Below are 18,266 nucleotides of genomic sequence, written 5' to 3'. Positions count from 1 at the left end.
GTGTGTTCCGATATTGCTCATGATGTCGCCGCCGCCCAACAGGGCACGATCAAGGCAGCAGGCGTAGCGCATAGTGGGCCTATGGGTCAGGCTGCTAACGCAGAGCGCGCCCTGTTGGGCCACGACCCGAAGGGCTGAGGCTGTGCCGCCCCGTTGCGGCGTTGCTTACCACTGATTTGGGCCTACCAAACTGTGTGGTGCGCACCTTGCCACGAAGCGGCACAGCCTTATCGTCATTTATGCACAGCAACGGAACACACCCTAGAGCCTGAGCAGTTCCAATGGCCAGTTCACCTTGGCCTGGTAGTCCTGCTCCCGCTCCAGGGTGGTCATCAGCAGCTGATTTTTATCACACCAGCCGGCGGGCAGCCGCAGGCGAACGAGTTCGTCGACAGGCTCAATCTCCAATTCGGGCAGGACATTATCCTGGCGGCGCCGGTTGAGGGCCACCGCCAGTCGCAACAGGCGGATCAGGCGCAACAGTTGCACCTCGGGCAGGTAGTTGAGCGGCGCCAATTCGCCCAGCTTGAGTGCCTTGCGGTGAAAGCGGACCAGTGCCGCCAGCGCCTTCTGTTGTTCCTGGGTAAACCCGGGTAAATCCGCATTGCTCAGTATATAGGCCGAATGGCGATGGATGGCGCTGAAGTTGATATGCAGTCCCACTTCATGCAGTTGCGCCGCCCAGCCCAGCAGACGGGCATAGCTGTCATCGAGTTGCCAGGCGTCTCTGACCTGGGCGAGCAGGGCCAGGGCCGTGTTTTTGACCCGTTGGGCCTGCTCGGTGTCGATGACATATTCCTGGCTCAGAGCCTGGATGGTATTGGCCTGGGTATCGTGGTGTCCGGCCCGGCCAACAAAGGAATGGAGCAGGCCTTCACGCAGGGCACCATCGGAAAAGCCCATCCGATCCAGGTTGAGGCTGCGGAACAGTCCCAGCAGTATGGCCAGTCCGGCGGCGAGCAGGGGCTTGCGATCGTCGCTCAAGCCGGCCAGTTCGATATTTTCTATCCGGTTGGCCTGGATCAACCGGGCCTTGATATGCAGCAGGCCGGCCAGGCTGATCCCCTGTTCGCCGGTGACCGATTCACAGATATCCAGCAATGACTTGATGGTGCCCGAGCTGCCCAGCACCTGATCCCAGCCCAGCCTGAGATAGCGACCCACCACGGGGGCCAGCAGATACTCTGTCGCCGCAATGGCCCGTTCAAAGCCCTGCTCGCTCAGCTCGTCGTCGCTAAAGTAGGTGCTGGTGAAGCTGACGCAGCCCATGCTGCGGCTGGTCACCAGCTGGCAGTCAAATCCCTCGCCGATAATCAGCTCGGTACTGCCGCCGCCGATATCCACCACCAGCACCTTGCCCCGGGTATTCTGGGTATGCGCCACCCCCTGATAAATCAGGCGGGCCTCTTCGTTGCCGCTGATGATGTCGATGGGAAATCCCAGCGCTTTCTGTGCCTGTTGCACAAAGGACGGGGCGTTGATAGCTTCGCGCAGGGTAAAGGTGCCGGCCACGCGGACCTGGGCGGCCTTGAAGCCGCGCAACCGCTCGCCAAACAGCTGCAGGCAGGCCAGCCCACGGGACATCGCCGCTTCATTCAGTCGGCGATGCTCATCCAGGCCATCGGCCAGCCGGACCCGCTCCTTCAAACGATCGACGATACGCAGGCTGTCGCCATGGTATCGGGCTATCACCATATGGAAACTGTTTGAACCCAGATCGATGGTAGCCAGGTATTGCTCTGACATGCGCCCTTATCCCTCCAGTGCTTTCAGGTAATCATAGATGGCGGTCTGAGAGCGGATCTTACGCTTATTGCCCCTGTCCACATACCGGTTTGTTTGCTCGGCGTCCAGCACCCTGGCCTTGGTGGTGTCGGACAGCTGGATATTAAGGATATCCAGGATCCGCATGCTGAGCTCGGGATCCAGGATAGGCGTGCTGACCTCAACCCTGAAATCCAGGTTGCGGGTCATCCAGTCGGCGGACGAAATAAAGACCCTGGGTTGGCCGTTGTTATGGAACACCAGTACCCTGGGGTGCTCGAGGTAGCGGTCGACGATGCTGATGGCGCGGATATTGTCACTGAGCCCGGGCACCCCCGTTACCAGGGAGCACATGCCACGGATGATCATGTCTATCTTGACGCCGGCCTGGCCGGCGGCATACAGCCGGCTGATCAGGCCGTGGTCGACCAGGTTGTTCAATTTCAGGATGATCTTGGCGGGCAGTCCCTGGCGGGCATTGGCGAGTTCGTTATCGATCATGCTGTACAGCTGTCCCCTGGCATTGATGGGGGAGACCAGCAGGTGATTGAACTTCACCCTCTTGTAGGGGTGCTTGATAAAGTTGAATACCTGAGCCACTTCACCGGTGATCTCCGGATGGCAGGTCAGCAGCGAGAAGTCCGTGTAAATATTGGCGGTTTTTTCATTGAAGTTGCCCGTGCCGATATGGGCGTATTGCACCAGCCGTTCCCCTTCCCGCCGGCTTACCAGACATAGCTTGGAGTGAACTTTCAGGCTGGGGACGCCAAACTCGACGATGATGCCGGCTTCGGTCAGGATCTTGGCCCATTCGATATTGGCGGCCTCGTCGAAGCGGGCCCTGAGTTCAATCACCACCGTCACCTGCTTGCCGTTATTGGCCGCATCCATCAGCGAATACATGATGCGCGACAGGCTGGCGACCCGGTAGACATTCATCTTGATGCTGGTCACCGCGGGATCGAACGAGGCCTGGCGGATGAATTCGGTGACATGGCTAAAGCTGTGATAAGGGAAATACAGCAGAATATCCCGGCGGCGGATGGCATCGAACGAGGAAGGACTGTCCCTGAACTCCCGGCAATGGAGGGCTGGCAGGGGAGGGTTGACCAGGTGCTTGCGGCCGACATTGGGAAAACCGATGAAATCCTTGAAGTTATGATAGCGGCCACCGTACATCACGGCGTCATGGCCATGGATTTTCAGCTTACGCACCAGGGTCTGTACCATGTCGGGCGGCATTTCCCGATCGTGTACGAAGCGGACCGGCAGCGCGGTCAGCCGTTGTTTCAAGCCGTCGCTCATCTTTTCAAGCAGGCTCTGATCGAACTGATCGGAGACATCGTATTCCGCATCCCGGGTCATCTTGAACGCATAGGCTCTAATGTCGTCGTATTCGAAGAAGCCGGCGAAAATATCGTTGAGACACAGGCGCAGCACATTATCCATGATCAGTATGCTTTTCTTGCGCCGGGTCTTTACCGGGGGCAGGGCCACGAAGCGGGGCAACACATCGGTGGGGATCTCCAGCAGGGCATAATTGTGTTCTTCACCCTTGCTCATGCCCACGCACAGATAGGTACACTCGTCTTTCAGGAAGCGGATCGGATCTATCCCGGGACGCAGTATGATGGGGGAGATATAGGCGCGGGCCTCGGTTTCGAAATAATGTTTGACCCAGGCTTCCTGTTCAGGGGACAGCTGGTTTTCATTGAGCAGGAAGATATTCTGCCGGGCCAGGGTCACGATCAGCTCTTTGTAGACATCATCGACGGTATTCGACAGCTTGATGACTTTTTGTTGAATGGCCCTGAGCAGGCTGGCGGCGCCATTGGTCCTGCCCTGATCCGCATCGATCATCACCCGCCGTTTGACGTCGGCCACCCGGACCTTGAAAAATTCGTCCTGATTGCTCGAAAAGATACCCAAAAAACGTACCCGCTCTATCAGGGGTACGCTTTTATCCATGGCCTCTTGCAGTACACGTTCGTTAAAGGCAAGCCAGCTCAGCTCTTTTTCCAGTAACCTGTGGTCCGTGCTCATCGGTATTCCCGTCAAGAGAGTTATGTCATTTTTAAGCCACTTTTATGACATACTCATATGACGCTTTTGTGACGACCTATTCCGGTTCTATATCGACGATCAGGTCATCACTCAGGGCCTCGAGCCGGCCTTGCAGGTCTTCCTGGGTCTGGCCATGAGGCAGCACCACCGTGCTGTGGGCCTCGAACAGCTGGGTACCGGTAGTGGGTGCCGGGTGACTCGCAGTTTTCAGGCTTTTCACGCTGATGTTGAGGCTGTTGAGCACGGCGGTCAGCTCGTCGACGATGCCCAGGCGATCATTGGCGGTGATGGTCAGCTGCAGCGTTTGCCCCTGAGGTGCGGATGCCAGGCCTTCGACCAGTTGCACCTGAAATTCCGGCAGGCCGCGCAGGGCCTTGGACAGGGCAGGCGCGTGCTCTTCGGGTACCTGGATTTCCACTATGCCGGCAAAGTGCCCGGCCAGCTCACTCATGGCACTGCTTTGCCAACTGCCGTTATGCTGCCTGATCAGCCGGGCAAGCTGTTGCACCAGGCCGGTTTTGTCGGGTCCTATCAGGGTGGCAACCAATGTTTTCATACGCTTCTCCTTGATGGCTAAGTGCTCGTTGACTAATCCTTGCACAGGCTCGCTGCTGATTTCCCGAGTCGCTCTGTGGTTTAGGTATAAAAAACAACCAGTTAGTCGGGGTGTTTGGCATGCGAGTGAGCATTTTAACGATACACCCTTAAGAAAATTTTGGTAGCTGCTTTTGTGGTTTAGGGATGGGTGTAACAAAACTGTCATTTAATCGCCATATAATTCCCCCAACTGGAATCCTATTGAGGTGGCTTGATGTCAACCGAAACCCAAACAATAGAGCTGGCCGGCAGCAGGGGCCGCTGGCTAAAAGACAGACTGGTGAAATACGGGGTGACTGCCGGTGGCATACTGGTACTGATCGCCCTGTTGCTGATCTTTTTCTACCTGCTCTATGTGGTGAAGCCGATCTTTGATGGCGCCAAGGTCGAGCCGCTGCAGCAGGTAGAGATGGTCGGCGGCGGTGAAACCGTGCTGCTGGGCACGGAAGAGCAAAATGAGCTGGTCTTTCGCTTTAATGACCGGGGGGAGGTGAATGTCTATTCCTTGCCCGAGCAGGGACGTCGGGTGTTAAACGCCCAGGTGCCCGGCAAGATACTGAGCGCCAGCCGCAGCCGGACTTCCAACGCGGTGGCCTATGGCCTGGATGACGGCACCATCCGGGTGCTGGCACCCAAGTTTAACGTCAGCTACCCGGACAACATCCGCCGGATCACCCCCGAGCTTGAATACCCGTTGGGCGAAGCGCCTTTGATGCTGGACGAACGGGGTCGTCCGCTGGTCAAGCTGGCCTTCCAGCAGGGCGGCAACGACATGGTGGCGGTCGCCATGACCGAGGATGGCGAAGGGGTGCTCAGTCGTTTTTCCGGTAAGGAAAACTTTATCACCGGCGCCATCGAACTAAGTGTCGAACGGGTGACCATACCCCGTCTTCCCGCGCAGGTCGATCAGCTGCTGCTGACGCCCAACCTGCGTTTCCTGTTCGCACGCAGCGGTAACCAGGTGTCGATCTTCGATATCCGCAACACCAAAAATATTACCCTGCGCAATGTCCTGGATATGAATGCCGGCGGCGGTAACATTAGCTCCGTCAGCCTGCTGGCCGGCGGCAACTCCATGCTGGTGGCCAATGACAACGGCGTTATTTCCCAGTGGTTTGAGGTCGCCAGGGGCGGTAAGCGCGAATTCACCTTTATTCGTGAATTCGAGGCCAGCGGGGCGGTACGCCTGTTGGCGCCGGAATCCCACCGCAAAGGCTTTGCTACCGTGTCGGCCGATGGTGCCCTGGAAATCTTCCATACCACCGGCGGCAGCCGCTTGTTCTCGCAAAGGCTGGCCGAAGCCGAGGTCACCGGCCTGGCCATCTCGCCCCGCAACAATATGATCATGCTGGCGGAAGGCAACAAGCTGTCTACCTTCCAGGTGGAAAACGATCATCCGGAAGTGACCTGGAAAGCGATGTGGACCAAGGTCTGGTACGAAGGCTACCCCGAGCCCCAGTATGTGTGGCAGTCCACCTCCGGCAGCAGTGACTTCGAGGCCAAGCTGAGCCTGGTACCGATCTCCTTCGGCACCCTTAAGGCGGCCTTCTACGCCCTGCTGTTCGCGGTGCCCATCGCCATCGCCGGGGCCGTCTACACCGCCTACTTCATGTCGCCCGGGTTGCGCAAGTTCGTCAAGCCGACGGTAGAGATCATGGAGGCCCTGCCCACCGTTATCCTGGGTTTCCTGGCCGGGCTCTGGCTGGCCCCCCTGGTGGAGTCGCATCTGCCCGGTATCGTCATGATACTGGTGATGATGCCCATCGCCATGCTGGCCACCGCCTTCGCCTGGCATCAGCTGCCCAACGCCATCAAGAACCTGGTGCCCGATGGCTGGCAGAGCATACTGCTGCTGCCGGTGGTGATCATCGTGGGCTGGTTGTCCTTTGCCCTCAGCCCCGAGGTTGAAGCCCTGTTCTTCGGCGGCAACGCCCGGGCCTTCCTGACCAATGAACTGGGTATCGGCTTTGACCAGCGTAACTCCCTGGTGGTGGGTATCGCCATGGGTTTTGCGGTGATCCCGACCATCTTCTCCATCGCCGAAGACGCCGTATTCTCGGTGCCCAAGCACCTGACCAACGGCTCCCTGGCGCTGGGCGCCACGCCCTGGCAAACCCTGGTGCGGGTGGTGATGCTGACCGCCAGCCCGGGCATCTTTTCGGCGGTGATGATGGGCCTGGGCCGGGCCGTGGGCGAGACCATGATAGTGCTGATGGCCACCGGCAATACCCCGGTAATGGACTTCAGTATCTTCAGTGGCATGCGGACCCTGGCCGCCAATATCGCGGTGGAAATGCCGGAAGCCGAGGTGAACAGCTCCCACTACCGGGTACTGTTTCTGGCCGCGTTCGTACTGTTCGTGTTTACCTTCCTGTTTAACACGGTGGCTGAGTTCGTGCGTCAGCGACTGCGTGACAAATACAGTTCAATGTAAGGGGCGAAAACGATTATGGGTAAATGGTTTAAATCGGGTTCGCCCTGGATTTGGATGACCGGCGGGGCGGTGAGCCTCAGCCTGGTGGCGGTGTTGGGTCTGCTGCTGTTGATCGGCTGGCGTGGCCTGACCTACTTCTGGCCCCATACCATCTATGAATGGCAGGTCACGGCGGCAGACGGCAGCCGGCAGACGGTGATAGGGGAAATTCACGACCGGGAACAGGTCCCCATTGCCCAGCTGCGAGGCTCTGGTCTGGCGCTGGAAGGGGTGACCACCGACAGTCTGACCCGTTACCTGGTCAAGACCGGTAACCGGGAGTTTGTTAACCTGGATTTCCGTTGGTTGCTGGAAACCGACATCGTCTCCCGCACCAAACCGGCCGAGCTGGCGATGCTGGAGCGTTCCAACCATGGCAACTTCTATGGCTACGTGGTGCGCGTACTGGAGGGGGACAGCGCCGTCAGCGGTGATGTCAACGCCCAGTTGCAGCAACGGATCGAGCGGGTGCTCGAGCTCAACAAACAGATGCGCTCGCTGCAACGCAGTGAGATCGGTGGCATCAACCATGAGCTGGAGCAGTTGCGGCTGGAGGAGCGCCGACTGGAGCTGGACGGTGAGGCCACCGATGAGGCCATTGCCGCCCTGCGTAGCGAAAGTGAACAGTTGAAGTCCGATTACCGGCAGCTGGAAACCGAGTTGTTCTCGCTGCGCGATCAGGCCCACCGGGACAGCGTGGTGATCCGGGACATGCGCGGCCAGGAAGTGACCCTGTCCCTGGGTGAGGTGCTGGACGTGACCTGGCCCAACGACATGAGCACGGCGGCCAAGGCGCTGTCCTGGTTCTCGGAAGTGGGCAAGTTCATCAGCGGCGAGCCACGGGAAGCGAACACCGAAGGCGGCGTGTTCCCGGCGATTTTCGGGACAGTGTTCATGGTGATCCTGATGGCCATTATCGTCACCCCGCTGGGGGTGGTGGCGGCCATCTACCTGCACGAATATGCCGGTAAGAACAACCTGACCAAGGTTATCCGTATCGCGGTGATCAACCTGGCGGGGGTGCCCTCCATCGTCTACGGTGTGTTCGGCCTGGGATTTTTCGTCTATATGCTGGGTGGCTCTATCGATAAGCTGTTTTATCCGGAAAGCCTGCCGACCCCGACCTTTGGTTCACCCGGGGTGCTCTGGTCGGCACTGACCCTGGCCATACTGACCCTGCCGGTGGTGATCGTCTCGACCGAGGAAGGTCTGTCGCGTATTCCCAGTGCGGTGCGTCAGGGCTCGCTGGCCCTGGGTGCGACCAAGGCGGAAACCCTGTGGCGCATCGTTATCCCCATGGCCAGCCCGGCGATCATGACCGGCCTTATCCTGGCGATCGCCCGGGCCGCCGGGGAGGTGGCTCCGCTGATGCTGGTGGGGGTGGTCAAGCTGGCGCCCAGCCTGCCTCTGGATGGCAACTTCCCCTATCTGCATGTGGACCGCAAATTTATGCATCTGGGCTTCCATATTTACGATGTCGGCTTCCAGAGCCCGAACGTCGAGGCGGCACGTCCCCTGGTGTATGCCACCTCCTTCCTGCTGGTGACCGTGATAGTGGGTCTGAACCTGACCGCCATCGCTATTCGTAACCACCTGCGTGAAAAATTCCGCTCCCTTGAGCACTAAGCTCCGGGCAGCCACAGATTTGAGGTATTAAGATGATTAATGTATCACCCACCATGAACCAGGATGCCACCTTGAATGTGAACGCGCTGGCGGCAGAGCAGATCGCACTGGAAGTCAAGGACCTGAGCCTGTACTACGGCGAGAAGCAGGCCCTGTTCAACGTGGACATGAAGATCGCCAGGGGGCAGGTGACGGCCTTTATCGGCCCGTCCGGCTGTGGTAAATCCACCCTGTTGCGCTGTATCAACCGGATGAACGATCTGGTGGAAAGCTGTCGTATCGACGGGCAGATATTGCTGCATAACCAGAATATCTATGACAAGTCGGTCGACGTGGCGGCCCTGCGTCGCCGGGTGGGCATGGTGTTTCAGCGACCGAACCCCTTCCCCAAGTCGATCTATGAGAACGTGGTCTATGGCCTGCGCCTGCAGGGGATCAATGACCGGCGCCGGCTGGACGATGCGGTGGAGCGCTCCTTGCGGGGGGCGGCCCTGTGGGACGAGGTCAAGGACCGGTTGCACGACAACGCCTTCGGCCTCTCCGGCGGTCAGCAGCAGCGCCTGGTGATCGCCCGGGCCATCGCCATCGAGCCCGAAGTCTTGCTGCTGGATGAGCCGACCTCGGCGCTGGATCCGATCTCGACCCTGGTGATCGAAGAGCTGATCAATACCCTTAAGGAACAGTACACTGTGGTCATAGTGACTCACAACATGCAGCAGGCGGCACGGGTGTCGGATCACACCGCCTTTATGTACATGGGCGAGCTGATCGAGTATTCCGATACCAATACCCTGTTCACCACTCCCAGCAAGAAGAAAACCGAAGATTACATTACCGGGCGCTACGGTTAAGGGGCAGTATTAGATGGAAAAGCTAAATCTCAATAAACATATCTCCGGCCAGTTCAATGCCGAGCTGGACGGGGTACTCAATCAGGTGCTGGTGATGGGTGGTCTGGTCGAGCAGCAACTGGGCGATGCCATCACCACTGTCCATGAGCAGGATATGGACAAGGCCCGGCAGATCATGGCGAACGATGCCAAGGTCAACGCCCTGGAGATGCAGATAGACGAGGAATGTACCCGTATCATCGCCAAGCGCCAGCCGACCGCCTCCGATCTGCGGCTGGTACTCGCGATCATCAAGACCATCAACGATCTGGAGCGTATCGGAGACAGCGCGCGCAAGATAGCGCGCATGGTGCTGGATAATGCCAACAAGACCCAGCCGCCGCTGGTGTCCATGGAAAACATGGGCCGCCGCACCGTCAAGATGCTGCACGAGTCACTGGATGCCTTCGCCCGTATGGATGTCAATGCGGCCATCGAGGTGCACAAGGAAGACGACAAGGTCGATCGGGAATATGAGTCCATCATTCGTGAACTGATGACCTTTATGATGGAAGATCCCCGCTCCATTCCCCAGGTGCTCAACGTGATGGGTTGTGCCCGCACCCTGGAACGGGTAGGGGACAGGGTCCAGCATATCTGCGAATACATCATCTACTTCGTCAAAGGCAAGGACGTGCGCCATACCAGCGAAGAGGATATCTACAAGATGCTGGATGCGGATCGGTAAACGGCAGGATATTGCCTGACAGCCTCCGGTCTTGCCGGAGGCTGTTTAACTTGTTTCCCTGCACATCAGGCTGACAGCCAGGGCCTGTGCCATATACATGGAGCTGCTCAGAGAACGAAAGCCCATGACTTCTCCTTCCTGTACCTCAAAGCATACCGCCAGCATGCCGCCGTGGGTTGCCATCAGGTTATCGGTAATCGCCACTATTGGTATCCCCTTGCCATGGGCCTGCTCAATCAGACGGTTGGTCTCGGGGGCGTAAGGGCTGAATGTGACCGTTACCAGCACATCCCGTTCACACATCCGGCGTGTCATCGGGGTCAGCATACCGCCATGGTCATCAAGCAGCACCACATTGTTATCCGATTTCATCAGGGCATACCAGAGATAGAAGGCAACCGGGTAGGCCCGGCGTGCTCCCTGGATATAGATGGTATCGGCCTTGTCCATCAGCGCCACGGCATGCTCGAGCTTTTGTGGCGATACCGACATCTGAAGCTGCTCCATGGCTTCGATGTTCGCATTGCCGTAATCCTGAAAAATCGCCATGGGCGACTCGGGCCCGAGTTCATCCTGCTCACGGGCCCGGCGTACCCGCTCCTTGTAGTCTCGCGGACGATTCAGATACTGGTCGCGAAACAGGGCCTGCATCTGGCTGAAGCCACTAAAGCCCATGGCATTTGAGAAGCGGCTCAATGTCGACAGGGGGACATTCGCCTGTTCGGCTATGGTCGCCATGGTCTCGACCGCAACCAGCATGGGCTGTGCCATCACATAGTCGGCCACTTGCCGCAGGCGGTTACTCAGCTTGTCATAACGCTTGGCAATCAGCTCTCGCAGTGTGTCCAGATCGTCCGGCACGAGTTGTAGCTGGGTATCCTTGATGGCCATACCTGAGTGCTCTCCCGTTAACAAGCCAATAATAAACTCACAAGCCCCGGGGAAGTTCGCCCCGGGGCGGACATTTTAAGACAATAATTCAAAGAGTCGAATCGCTTCCTGCTTCACATAGGGCATGGCCTTCTGCATAAAGTAGATGCGATCAAACTTTTGTGGCTCATCGTTCATAAAATCGCGCAGATTATGGCCTAGTGCCTGGCGCAGGCAGGTACCGATATTGAACTTAGAAACCCGGCTCTGCTTCAGCCTGAGCATGTCCTCTTCCTTGATGCCCGTGGTGCCATGGATGACCAGGGGGATGGATACCGCGCCCGCGATGCGATCCAGCAGGCCAAAGTCAATGGTACAGGTGGGCTCGGTCAGGCGGTGGACATTGCCGACCGAGATGGCGACGCAGTCGGCACCACTTTCCGCGGCAAACCTCGCCGCATCGGCGGGATCCGTGTCGATGGACTTGATATGATCACGACCTTCATCATAGGGCACCGAGCCTATCTCGCCCTCTATCGAGGCACCGAGGGCATGGGCAACCTCTGCCACCTTGCGGGTACGGGCGATGTTTTCTTCCAGTGACAGCTGAGAGCCATCGAACATCACCGAGCTGAAGCCCGCCTTGAGCGCGCGGTATACGATCTCTTCCTCATAGGTATGATCCAGGTGCAGACACACAGGTACCGTGCTGCTGCGGGCCAGGTGCAGGAACATGGCGGCTGCCGTTTCGACCCCGTAGAAGTCGATGACATCCTTGTTGCAGGCCAGGATCACCGGCTTGTTGACCTCTTCGGCCGCCTCGACCACCGCCCTGGCATCCTCATAGCCAAAGACGTTGAAACAGGGAACCGAATACTTGGATGCTGCCGCTTCCGGCAATAAATCGTTTAAATTGACCAGCATAAGAACTCCTCGTTATTTGAATTTGGCAATCATGTCCTTGATACCGGGTATGGTGTTGACTTGGTATTCATGGTGCGGATCGAAATGCTGGATCAGCGACTTGGATGTCTTGCCCACAATGATGGTGAAGTAGTACATCTCGTATCCCGGCGCGGCAACGCTCGGGTGATAGCCCTTGTCGATCGCGATCACCGAGCCGGTACGAACGTGATAGACAGGGCCGAAATCGTCTTCGTGCTCATAGAGAAACTGGGCACCGAAGCCAAAATCCGGGTTGAAACGGAACTGATAGACCTCCTGGTAGAGGGTTTCCTTGCTGCCGTCTTCCTTGATGCGGTCCTCGTCGTGCTTGTGCGGCGGGAACCCCGACCAGCCACCGGCACCCACGGTAAACAGCTCGCTTACCAGCAGGCGACCGCGCTTGTCGGCGTTGGACTGCCCCAGTACGTGCTTGATCTTGCGGTGGGTTTTGGTCTCGTCCGAGCCATACTGGACCATATCCACATCGTCCTGGCGAACGCAGAAGGGTTCCAGCGACTCTTCATAACGCCCGCCGGCGATCATGACATCGGCCTGCTCGCTCACACACTCGATTTCGGCACGGTAGCCCAGTGGCACATAGACGGATTCGGGGTTACCCTCCCAGACCGAGGCGCGCTGCCCGATGTTGTCAAACACCACCGGTGCCTGGCCCTGCTTGCTGACCTTGATGCTGCAGGTACCACCGGCCAGTACAATGACCGACTCGTACCCCTCGACCTCGTGCTGGTGGGTTTCACCCTGTTTCAGGCGGACCTGGTTGAAATAACACAGCGGCGTCACCTCATCGTTGATATCGATGATGGGCTGGTTCTTGTTGTCAAATGGCGGGATATGCTTGCCCATTACTTTTTCCTCCTCACTTGCCATGCGGCGGCAGTGCCTGCATCACCATGGCGTCCTGATTGTCTGATAATCCGTGGTATGGTCCCGGGCCTATCGGCCCTGCTCTCTGGTCTCGATAAAGGCGAACAGTTGCTCCCGGGTCGGCATGGCTTCGGTACAGCTGTCACCGCTGACATTGATGGCGGCGGCGGCCGAGCCAAGCCTGACCCCTTCTTCCAGCTCGCCGCCATTGGCCAGGGTCCAGACCAGGCCACCGGCGAAGGAGTCGCCAGAGCCGAACGGCTTCTTGACCTCGACCGGGAAGATGCCCTGCCGGAACTGGTGGCCATCGCGGCAGTAGACTTTCGACCCCAGCTCACCGGCCTTGATCACCACCACCTGGGTATGGCCCCGAAGGAAGCGCGCAGCCGTGGCATCATCGTCCTTGTTACCGGGGGCCAGTACGGTTTCCATCATGTCGAACTCTTCGCGGTTACCGATAACGATGTCCGACAAACCGGCGGCAATGCCATAGTAGATGGACGCATCCACATCGGTTCGCCAGGAGTAGGGACGGTAGTCGACATCCAGCACCACGACGGTATTGCTGCGGCGGGCGTGCTCCATGGCAATCAGGGTGGCTTCCCTGCTCGGACTTTCGGACAGGGCGGTCCCCGTCACCACCAGCATCTTGGCACTGGCAATATAGTCGGGGTCAACCTGCTCCGGTTTGAGGGTCAGATCCGACGCCCGGTTACGGTAAATCAGTACGTTGCAATCGCTCGGCTTCATCTCGGTAAACGCCACCGAGGTGCGCGAGCCGGATGCGTCTGTCATCATGCCGTCAAGGTTGATCCCCTGGCCGGCCAGGTAGCGGCAGACATAATCGCCGAAGCTGTCCTCGGCGACACAGCCGATAAATCCTGTCTTTGCGCCCAGTCGGCTGATGGCCACGGCAATATTGGCGGCCGAGCCGCCGACGAACTTGTTGAATCCGGAAATATCCGCCATATCCATGTTCGCTTCACGGGCATAGAGATCGACTCCCGCGCGCCCCAGGACGATGGCATCAAGTGGACGATCTTGTTCAAGTGCAAGTTTTGTCATGATGGTTTCCTGTTACTTGTACTCAACCCAGGCTGCATTCTGATCTGCAGACTCGACACATTTCTCACACAGGCGAACCCCTTCGATACCGGCATCGATACCCGGGAACCAGAGCTCGCCCAGGGTGGCCTGGTCATCACGGTTTGCCGCATCGAAGGCCAGGGCAAAGCGGTGATACAGGTTGGCCCAGGATTCAAAGAATCCCTCGGCATGGCCGCCGCCAATACGGTTTGCGGAGACGCCGGCGGCATCCTGATACAGGTAATTCATGCCGCGCTCGAGCACACGGGCCGGTTCGCCCTGAATTTCATAGCGCAGCTGGTTCGGGTATTCGTCCCACCATTCGATCGAGGCTTTGGAGCCGACGATACGGATTTTCTGCTGGTGCATGGAACCGGCATTGACCGCCGATGCCCACAGGGTGCCGACCGCACCGCCCTTGAACTGCATCATGACGTGGGCGTTATCTTCCAGCGGCGCGCGAGACGGGATGAAGCTCTGACGCATGCAGGACAGGCGTTCCACCTCCAGCCCGGTGATCATTTCGCCCAGGAAAAAGACATGGGTCCCAATATCACCCAGCACATAGGTCGGGCCTGACGCCTGCGGACTGACCCGCCATTTCAGGCCCGGGTCGTTCTTTTCGTACTCTTCGTTATGAAAACCGTGGGCAAACTGCATATTGATGACACGGATTTCACCCAGGTCGCCACGCTGTACCATCTCGCGTGCCTGCTGCACCATGGGGAAGCCGGAATAGCCGTACATGACGCCAATGACACGGCCCTTTTCTGCGGCGAGGGTTTTCAGCTCCTCGGCTTCTTCGGTGGTGAAGGTGATGGGCTTCTCGCACACCACATGCAAACCGGCTGTTAGTGCCGCCTTGCAGATTTCATAGTGGGTCGAGTTGGGGGTAGCGATCGAAACCGCCTGAATCCCGTCCGCGCGTCCGGCTTCGGCTTCAAACATCTCCTTGTAACCGGCATAGCAACGATCGGCGTCAACACCCAGGTTGGTACCAAAGTCGCGGCAGCGCTGGGGGTCAAGATCAAAGGCACCGGCCACCAGTCTGAACAGGCCATCACGCTGGGCGGCACTACGATGCGCATAACCGATCTGGCTGCCCCGTCCGCCACCGACCATGGCCCAGCGAATCGGTTGTTCAAAGCGACGTTCTTCATTAAACATGTTTCTGCTCCCTTACTCGTACCGCAGGGGGAGGTGCCTGACCTGCGGTTTAAGATAACTGTATGAACAACAATATGTTACGTGACTTATACGCCGGGGCGCTGGTGGCGGCGGCCTTCTTCCCATTCCGCCACCGTGCGGGCGGTATCCTCATTGCGGGTCACCTCGGGCAGGCCCACTTCCCACCAGCAGTCACACTTGGACCATGCCGCCGGAGAAACCGGATCGACGTCTACCACTATCACATAGGTACGATCGGCGGCTTTGGCACGGGCAAATGCCGCATCAAACTCGTCAATGGAGGTCAGTTTCTCGCTGATGGCGCCCTGTGCTTCGGCATGCTTGGCAAAATCCACGCGGGCCAGCTCGCCATCCGGCCGGCGGCAGTCGGAGAGCAGGTTATTGAACGATTCGTTACCGGTATTGTTCTGCAGCTTGTTGATCACCGCGAAGCCGCCGTTGTCGCATACCACCACAATCATCTTGTGGCCGGTCAGGACCGAGGAGTAGATATCGGAGTTCTGGATCATGTAGGAACCATCCCCCACCAGCACCACCACATCATGGTCCGGATTGGCCATTTTGGCGCCCCAGCCCCCGGCTATTTCGTAGCCCATGCAGGAGAAGCCGAACTCGATATCGAATTTGCCGATCTGGTAATTCTGCCAGTTCATGGCCAGTTCGGCAGGCAGGCCACCGGCGGCGGTGAGAATGGTATCTCCCGGCTCCATCGAGGTGTTCAGCTTGCCAATCACCTGGGCATAGGAAGACAGGCCCGGCAGCAGGTCTCCTTCCTGCGGATGGGTGCGTTTGTAAACCTGCGCCTTCCATTCATCGGCCTGTGCCTTTGCCGTGTCTGCCCATTCCTGGTCCGCACGCCAGTCGCCCAGCAGTGCGGACAATTTGGTCATGCACGCCTTGGCGTCGCCCAGTACCGGGTAGGACATATGCTTGACCGCGTCAAACCTGGCGACGTTGATGCTGACCAGCCTCATCTCCGGGTTGCGGAACACGCTCCAGGAGCCGGTGGTGAAGTCCTGCAGCCGGGTACCGATGGCGACCACCACGTCCGCATGGGCGGCCATGTAGTTGGCCGAATTGGAGCCGGTGACCCCAATCGGTCCGGCGTTGAGCGGATTGTCCTGCAGCATGGTGGCGCGACCGGCAATGGTTTCCACCACGGGAATATTGTGTTTTGCTGCAAATGCGGCCAGTTCATCGGTGGCCAGTGAATAATGCACGCCACCACCGGAGATGATCAGCGGGCGTCTGGCCTTGACCAGGATGTCCATGGCTTCTTCCAGCACCACCATTTCAGGCTCTGGCCGGCGGATCCGGTGCACTTTCTCGGCAAAGAAGACTTCCGGGTAATCATAGGCCACACCCTGAATATCCTGCGGCAGACCGATAAAGACAGGGCCGCAGGTGGCCGGGTCCAGCATGGTGTCAATCGCCTGGGGCAGGGTATGCATCAGCTGGGTCGGCGACACAATACGATCCCAGTAGCGGGTCAGGGGCTTGAAGGTATCGTTGCAGGTGATGGATGGGTCTTCGAAGTTTTCCGGCTGCTGCAGCACAGGGTCGGGCAGGCGGCTGACATAGGCATCACCGGAGATCAGCAGCAGCGGCAGGCGGTTGGTATGGGCAATCCCCGCGGCGGTCACCATGTTTGTCGCGCCCGGACCAATGGAGCTGGTTGCGATACCAATGCGGCGGCGCTGATTGGCCTTGGCATAGGCAATGGCGGCTGTCGCCATCGACTGTTCGTTCTGACCGCGCCAGGTGGGGATCTTGTCTTCGATATTTTTAAGTTGTTGTCCAAAGCAGGTGACATTGCCGTGACCAAAAATGGCAAAGCTGGCACCAAAAAGCTGCTCTTTATTACCGTCAATATCTATCATTTGCGCCGCAAGGTATTTGGCCAGCGCTTCAGCAACAGTCAGGCGTACAGTTTTCATATTCTTCCTCGAGTTTCGACACACGAAAAGTGGCTTCCTTGTCCTGGCTGCAGGTTTTTTTTCCGGTTATTGAGCGGCCAGTGTTTGAACCGGGGACCAGTGTCCCCGGCAAGGACGGAATAATGACAGCCTAGAGGCCATATTTATTGGCATAGCCGGTAATGTTCTCGTAAGCCGTTTTGGCATAGGTCAGCGGGTGTGCCTTGGCAGGGTCCTGCTCGGCCTCAACCAGCAACCAGCCTTCATAGTCACGTTCCTTCAGGGCAGCAAAGACATCGTCATAATCGACATCGCCGGTGCCGGGAACGGTGAAGACACCATCGAGTACGGCATTCAGGAAGGATTTATCTGCATCGCGGGCGGCCTTCATGACGTCCAGACGAAGATCCTTGAAATGCATATGGCCGATACGGTGGCCCCAGCGCTTGATCATGGTGACCGGGTTGCCGCCGCCATAGGTGATGTGGCCGGTATCCAGGGTCAGGTGAACCGAGTCGCCCGTCAGCTCCATCAGCAGGTTGATATCGTCTTCCGTTTCGCAGATGGTGCCCACATGGTGGTGGAAAGACAGCTTGATGCCATGCTCACCGAGCAGGTAATCGGCGACCTGGGTCAGCTTTTCGGCATAGGTTTTCCATTCATCCATGCTCAGGATCACACGCTGTGACAGCGGTTTGTTGATATCGCCATGAATGGTGTTGCTGACTTCACCAAAGACCATGGCCTTGCAGCCTGCGGCCTTCAACAGCCTGATATGGCTCTGCATGGCCGCAATTTCTTGTTCTGCGGTGTGGGTCATCAGGTTGCCGCTGAACCAGCCGGACGCCAGTACCAGGCCATGTTGTTCCAGCAGCGGGATCAGCACCTCGGGATCTCTCGGGTACTTGGTGCCCATCTCGGTACCGGTGAAGCCGGCTTCGGCCATTTCGCTCAGGCAGGTTTCCAGCGGTATCTCGCCGCCCAGTTCCGGCATATCGTCGTTGGTCCAGGTCAGCGGGCTGATTCCATATTGCACCTTACTCATGCTTCTTCTCCATAATTTGTCTTTGTATATCAGCAAGATGAAGTTGACTCTTCTGTCCTGTTGGATGTACCAGCCGGTGACATCACCTCGCACAGCCCAGCTCAACCGTCATTACCTGCATCGCTCCTTCATCATTGGGGAGGAGTATAAACAATAAAAACACCAAATGAAAAATATTTTTCATCTCTTTTTCGATATTTCACATTAAGTGTCACTTTGTGACCACAGT

General features: G+C 58.0%; 14 protein-coding genes. 4 read left to right on the top strand and 10 right to left on the bottom strand.

Annotated features, from left to right (window positions below; all coding sequences use genetic code 11):
• Window positions 1–261: 261 nt before the first annotated feature.
• The 3 genes from ABD806_RS05935 to ABD806_RS05925 form a co-directional block, all read right to left on the bottom strand.
• Window positions 262–1,746 carry a Ppx/GppA phosphatase family protein gene (locus ABD806_RS05935; RefSeq protein WP_344955708.1) on the bottom strand — a complete coding sequence of 495 codons (1,485 nt, stop codon included), beginning with the start codon at window positions 1,744–1,746 and terminating at the stop codon, window positions 262–264.
• A gap of 6 nt (window positions 1,747–1,752) precedes the next feature.
• Window positions 1,753–3,807, bottom strand: coding sequence for a polyphosphate kinase 1 (gene ppk1 / locus ABD806_RS05930; RefSeq protein ID WP_344955705.1), 2,055 nt, complete (start codon window positions 3,805–3,807; stop codon window positions 1,753–1,755).
• Window positions 3,808–3,883: 76 nt separating this feature from the next.
• Entirely contained in the window at window positions 3,884–4,384 is a 501-nt protein-coding gene (locus tag ABD806_RS05925) for a glycine cleavage system transcriptional repressor (protein WP_344955703.1), read from the bottom strand.
• A gap of 255 nt (window positions 4,385–4,639) precedes the next feature.
• Here ABD806_RS05925 and ABD806_RS05920 point away from each other — a divergent pair, with 255 nt between their 5' ends.
• Genes ABD806_RS05920 through phoU form a run of 4 tightly spaced genes read left to right on the top strand, consistent with a single transcriptional unit; the run spans window position 4,640 to window position 10,102 of the window.
• The gene (locus ABD806_RS05920; RefSeq protein ID WP_344955700.1) at window positions 4,640–6,859 is read left to right on the top strand and encodes an ABC transporter permease subunit; all 2,220 of its coding nucleotides are present in this window, start codon (window positions 4,640–4,642) and stop codon (window positions 6,857–6,859) included.
• Between the two features lie 15 nt (window positions 6,860–6,874).
• A complete protein-coding gene (gene pstA / locus ABD806_RS05915) occupies window positions 6,875–8,524 on the top strand; it encodes a phosphate ABC transporter permease PstA (protein WP_344955698.1) in 1,650 nt (549 codons plus the stop codon).
• A gap of 32 nt (window positions 8,525–8,556) precedes the next feature.
• Window positions 8,557–9,375 (top strand): phosphate ABC transporter ATP-binding protein PstB, encoded by an 819-nt coding sequence (gene pstB / locus ABD806_RS05910; RefSeq protein ID WP_344955696.1) that lies wholly within the window; start codon window positions 8,557–8,559, stop codon window positions 9,373–9,375.
• A 13-nt stretch (window positions 9,376–9,388) separates the two neighbouring features.
• Complete coding sequence (phoU, locus tag ABD806_RS05905; RefSeq protein WP_344955693.1) at window positions 9,389–10,102, top strand: phosphate signaling complex protein PhoU; 714 nt, start codon at window positions 9,389–9,391, stop codon at window positions 10,100–10,102.
• Between the two features lie 45 nt (window positions 10,103–10,147).
• Here phoU and ABD806_RS05900 read toward each other — a convergent pair whose 3' ends face one another.
• From ABD806_RS05900 to iolE, 7 genes are all read right to left on the bottom strand, one after another.
• Window positions 10,148–10,993 (bottom strand): MurR/RpiR family transcriptional regulator, encoded by an 846-nt coding sequence (locus ABD806_RS05900; RefSeq protein ID WP_344955691.1) that lies wholly within the window; start codon window positions 10,991–10,993, stop codon window positions 10,148–10,150.
• 75 nt (window positions 10,994–11,068) lie between these two features.
• Window positions 11,069–11,896, bottom strand: a complete 828-nt coding sequence (locus ABD806_RS05895) for a class II fructose-bisphosphate aldolase (protein ID WP_344955687.1) — start codon at window positions 11,894–11,896, stop codon at window positions 11,069–11,071.
• Between the two features lie 12 nt (window positions 11,897–11,908).
• Window positions 11,909–12,781 (bottom strand): 5-deoxy-glucuronate isomerase, encoded by an 873-nt coding sequence (locus ABD806_RS05890; protein ID WP_344955684.1) that lies wholly within the window; start codon window positions 12,779–12,781, stop codon window positions 11,909–11,911.
• Between the two features lie 90 nt (window positions 12,782–12,871).
• Window positions 12,872–13,867: a 5-dehydro-2-deoxygluconokinase gene (gene iolC, locus ABD806_RS05885; RefSeq protein ID WP_344955682.1), complete on the bottom strand. Its 996-nt coding sequence runs from the start codon at window positions 13,865–13,867 to the stop codon at window positions 12,872–12,874.
• Window positions 13,868–13,879: 12 nt separating this feature from the next.
• Window positions 13,880–15,055 (bottom strand): Gfo/Idh/MocA family protein, encoded by a 1,176-nt coding sequence (locus ABD806_RS05880; protein ID WP_344955680.1) that lies wholly within the window; start codon window positions 15,053–15,055, stop codon window positions 13,880–13,882.
• 86 nt (window positions 15,056–15,141) lie between these two features.
• On the bottom strand, window positions 15,142–17,013 hold the full coding sequence (iolD, locus tag ABD806_RS05875; RefSeq protein WP_344955677.1) for a 3D-(3,5/4)-trihydroxycyclohexane-1,2-dione acylhydrolase (decyclizing): 1,872 nt from the start codon (window positions 17,011–17,013) through the stop codon (window positions 15,142–15,144).
• 130 nt (window positions 17,014–17,143) lie between these two features.
• Window positions 17,144–18,037 carry a myo-inosose-2 dehydratase gene (gene iolE / locus ABD806_RS05870; protein ID WP_344955674.1) on the bottom strand — a complete coding sequence of 298 codons (894 nt, stop codon included), beginning with the start codon at window positions 18,035–18,037 and terminating at the stop codon, window positions 17,144–17,146.
• Window positions 18,038–18,266 lie beyond the last annotated feature (229 nt).

It is taken from the genome of Zobellella aerophila (assembly GCF_039539325.1).
Taxonomy (GTDB): Bacteria; Pseudomonadota; Gammaproteobacteria; order Enterobacterales; family Aeromonadaceae; genus Oceanimonas; species Oceanimonas aerophila.
The sequence above is the reverse complement of the archived record's forward strand: the minus strand, read 5'-3'. Positions and strand labels throughout refer to the sequence as shown.

Excerpts from the sequence above, each read along its gene's own strand:
- ABD806_RS05935 (WP_344955708.1), bottom strand. The coding sequence starts at position 1,746 with ATGTCAGAGCAATACCTGGCTACCATCGATCTGGGTTCAAACAGTTTC.
- ppk1 (WP_344955705.1), bottom strand. The coding sequence starts at position 3,807 with ATGAGCACGGACCACAGGTTACTGGAAAAAGAGCTGAGCTGGCTTGCC.
- ABD806_RS05925 (WP_344955703.1), bottom strand. The coding sequence starts at position 4,384 with ATGAAAACATTGGTTGCCACCCTGATAGGACCCGACAAAACCGGCCTG.
- ABD806_RS05920 (WP_344955700.1), top strand. The coding sequence starts at position 4,640 with ATGTCAACCGAAACCCAAACAATAGAGCTGGCCGGCAGCAGGGGCCGC.
- pstA (WP_344955698.1), top strand. The coding sequence starts at position 6,875 with ATGGGTAAATGGTTTAAATCGGGTTCGCCCTGGATTTGGATGACCGGC.
- pstB (WP_344955696.1), top strand. The coding sequence starts at position 8,557 with ATGATTAATGTATCACCCACCATGAACCAGGATGCCACCTTGAATGTG.
- phoU (WP_344955693.1), top strand. The coding sequence starts at position 9,389 with ATGGAAAAGCTAAATCTCAATAAACATATCTCCGGCCAGTTCAATGCC.
- ABD806_RS05900 (WP_344955691.1), bottom strand. The coding sequence starts at position 10,993 with ATGGCCATCAAGGATACCCAGCTACAACTCGTGCCGGACGATCTGGAC.
- ABD806_RS05895 (WP_344955687.1), bottom strand. The coding sequence starts at position 11,896 with ATGCTGGTCAATTTAAACGATTTATTGCCGGAAGCGGCAGCATCCAAG.
- ABD806_RS05890 (WP_344955684.1), bottom strand. The coding sequence starts at position 12,781 with ATGGGCAAGCATATCCCGCCATTTGACAACAAGAACCAGCCCATCATC.
- iolC (WP_344955682.1), bottom strand. The coding sequence starts at position 13,867 with ATGACAAAACTTGCACTTGAACAAGATCGTCCACTTGATGCCATCGTC.
- ABD806_RS05880 (WP_344955680.1), bottom strand. The coding sequence starts at position 15,055 with ATGTTTAATGAAGAACGTCGCTTTGAACAACCGATTCGCTGGGCCATG.
- iolD (WP_344955677.1), bottom strand. The coding sequence starts at position 17,013 with ATGAAAACTGTACGCCTGACTGTTGCTGAAGCGCTGGCCAAATACCTT.
- iolE (WP_344955674.1), bottom strand. The coding sequence starts at position 18,037 with ATGAGTAAGGTGCAATATGGAATCAGCCCGCTGACCTGGACCAACGAC.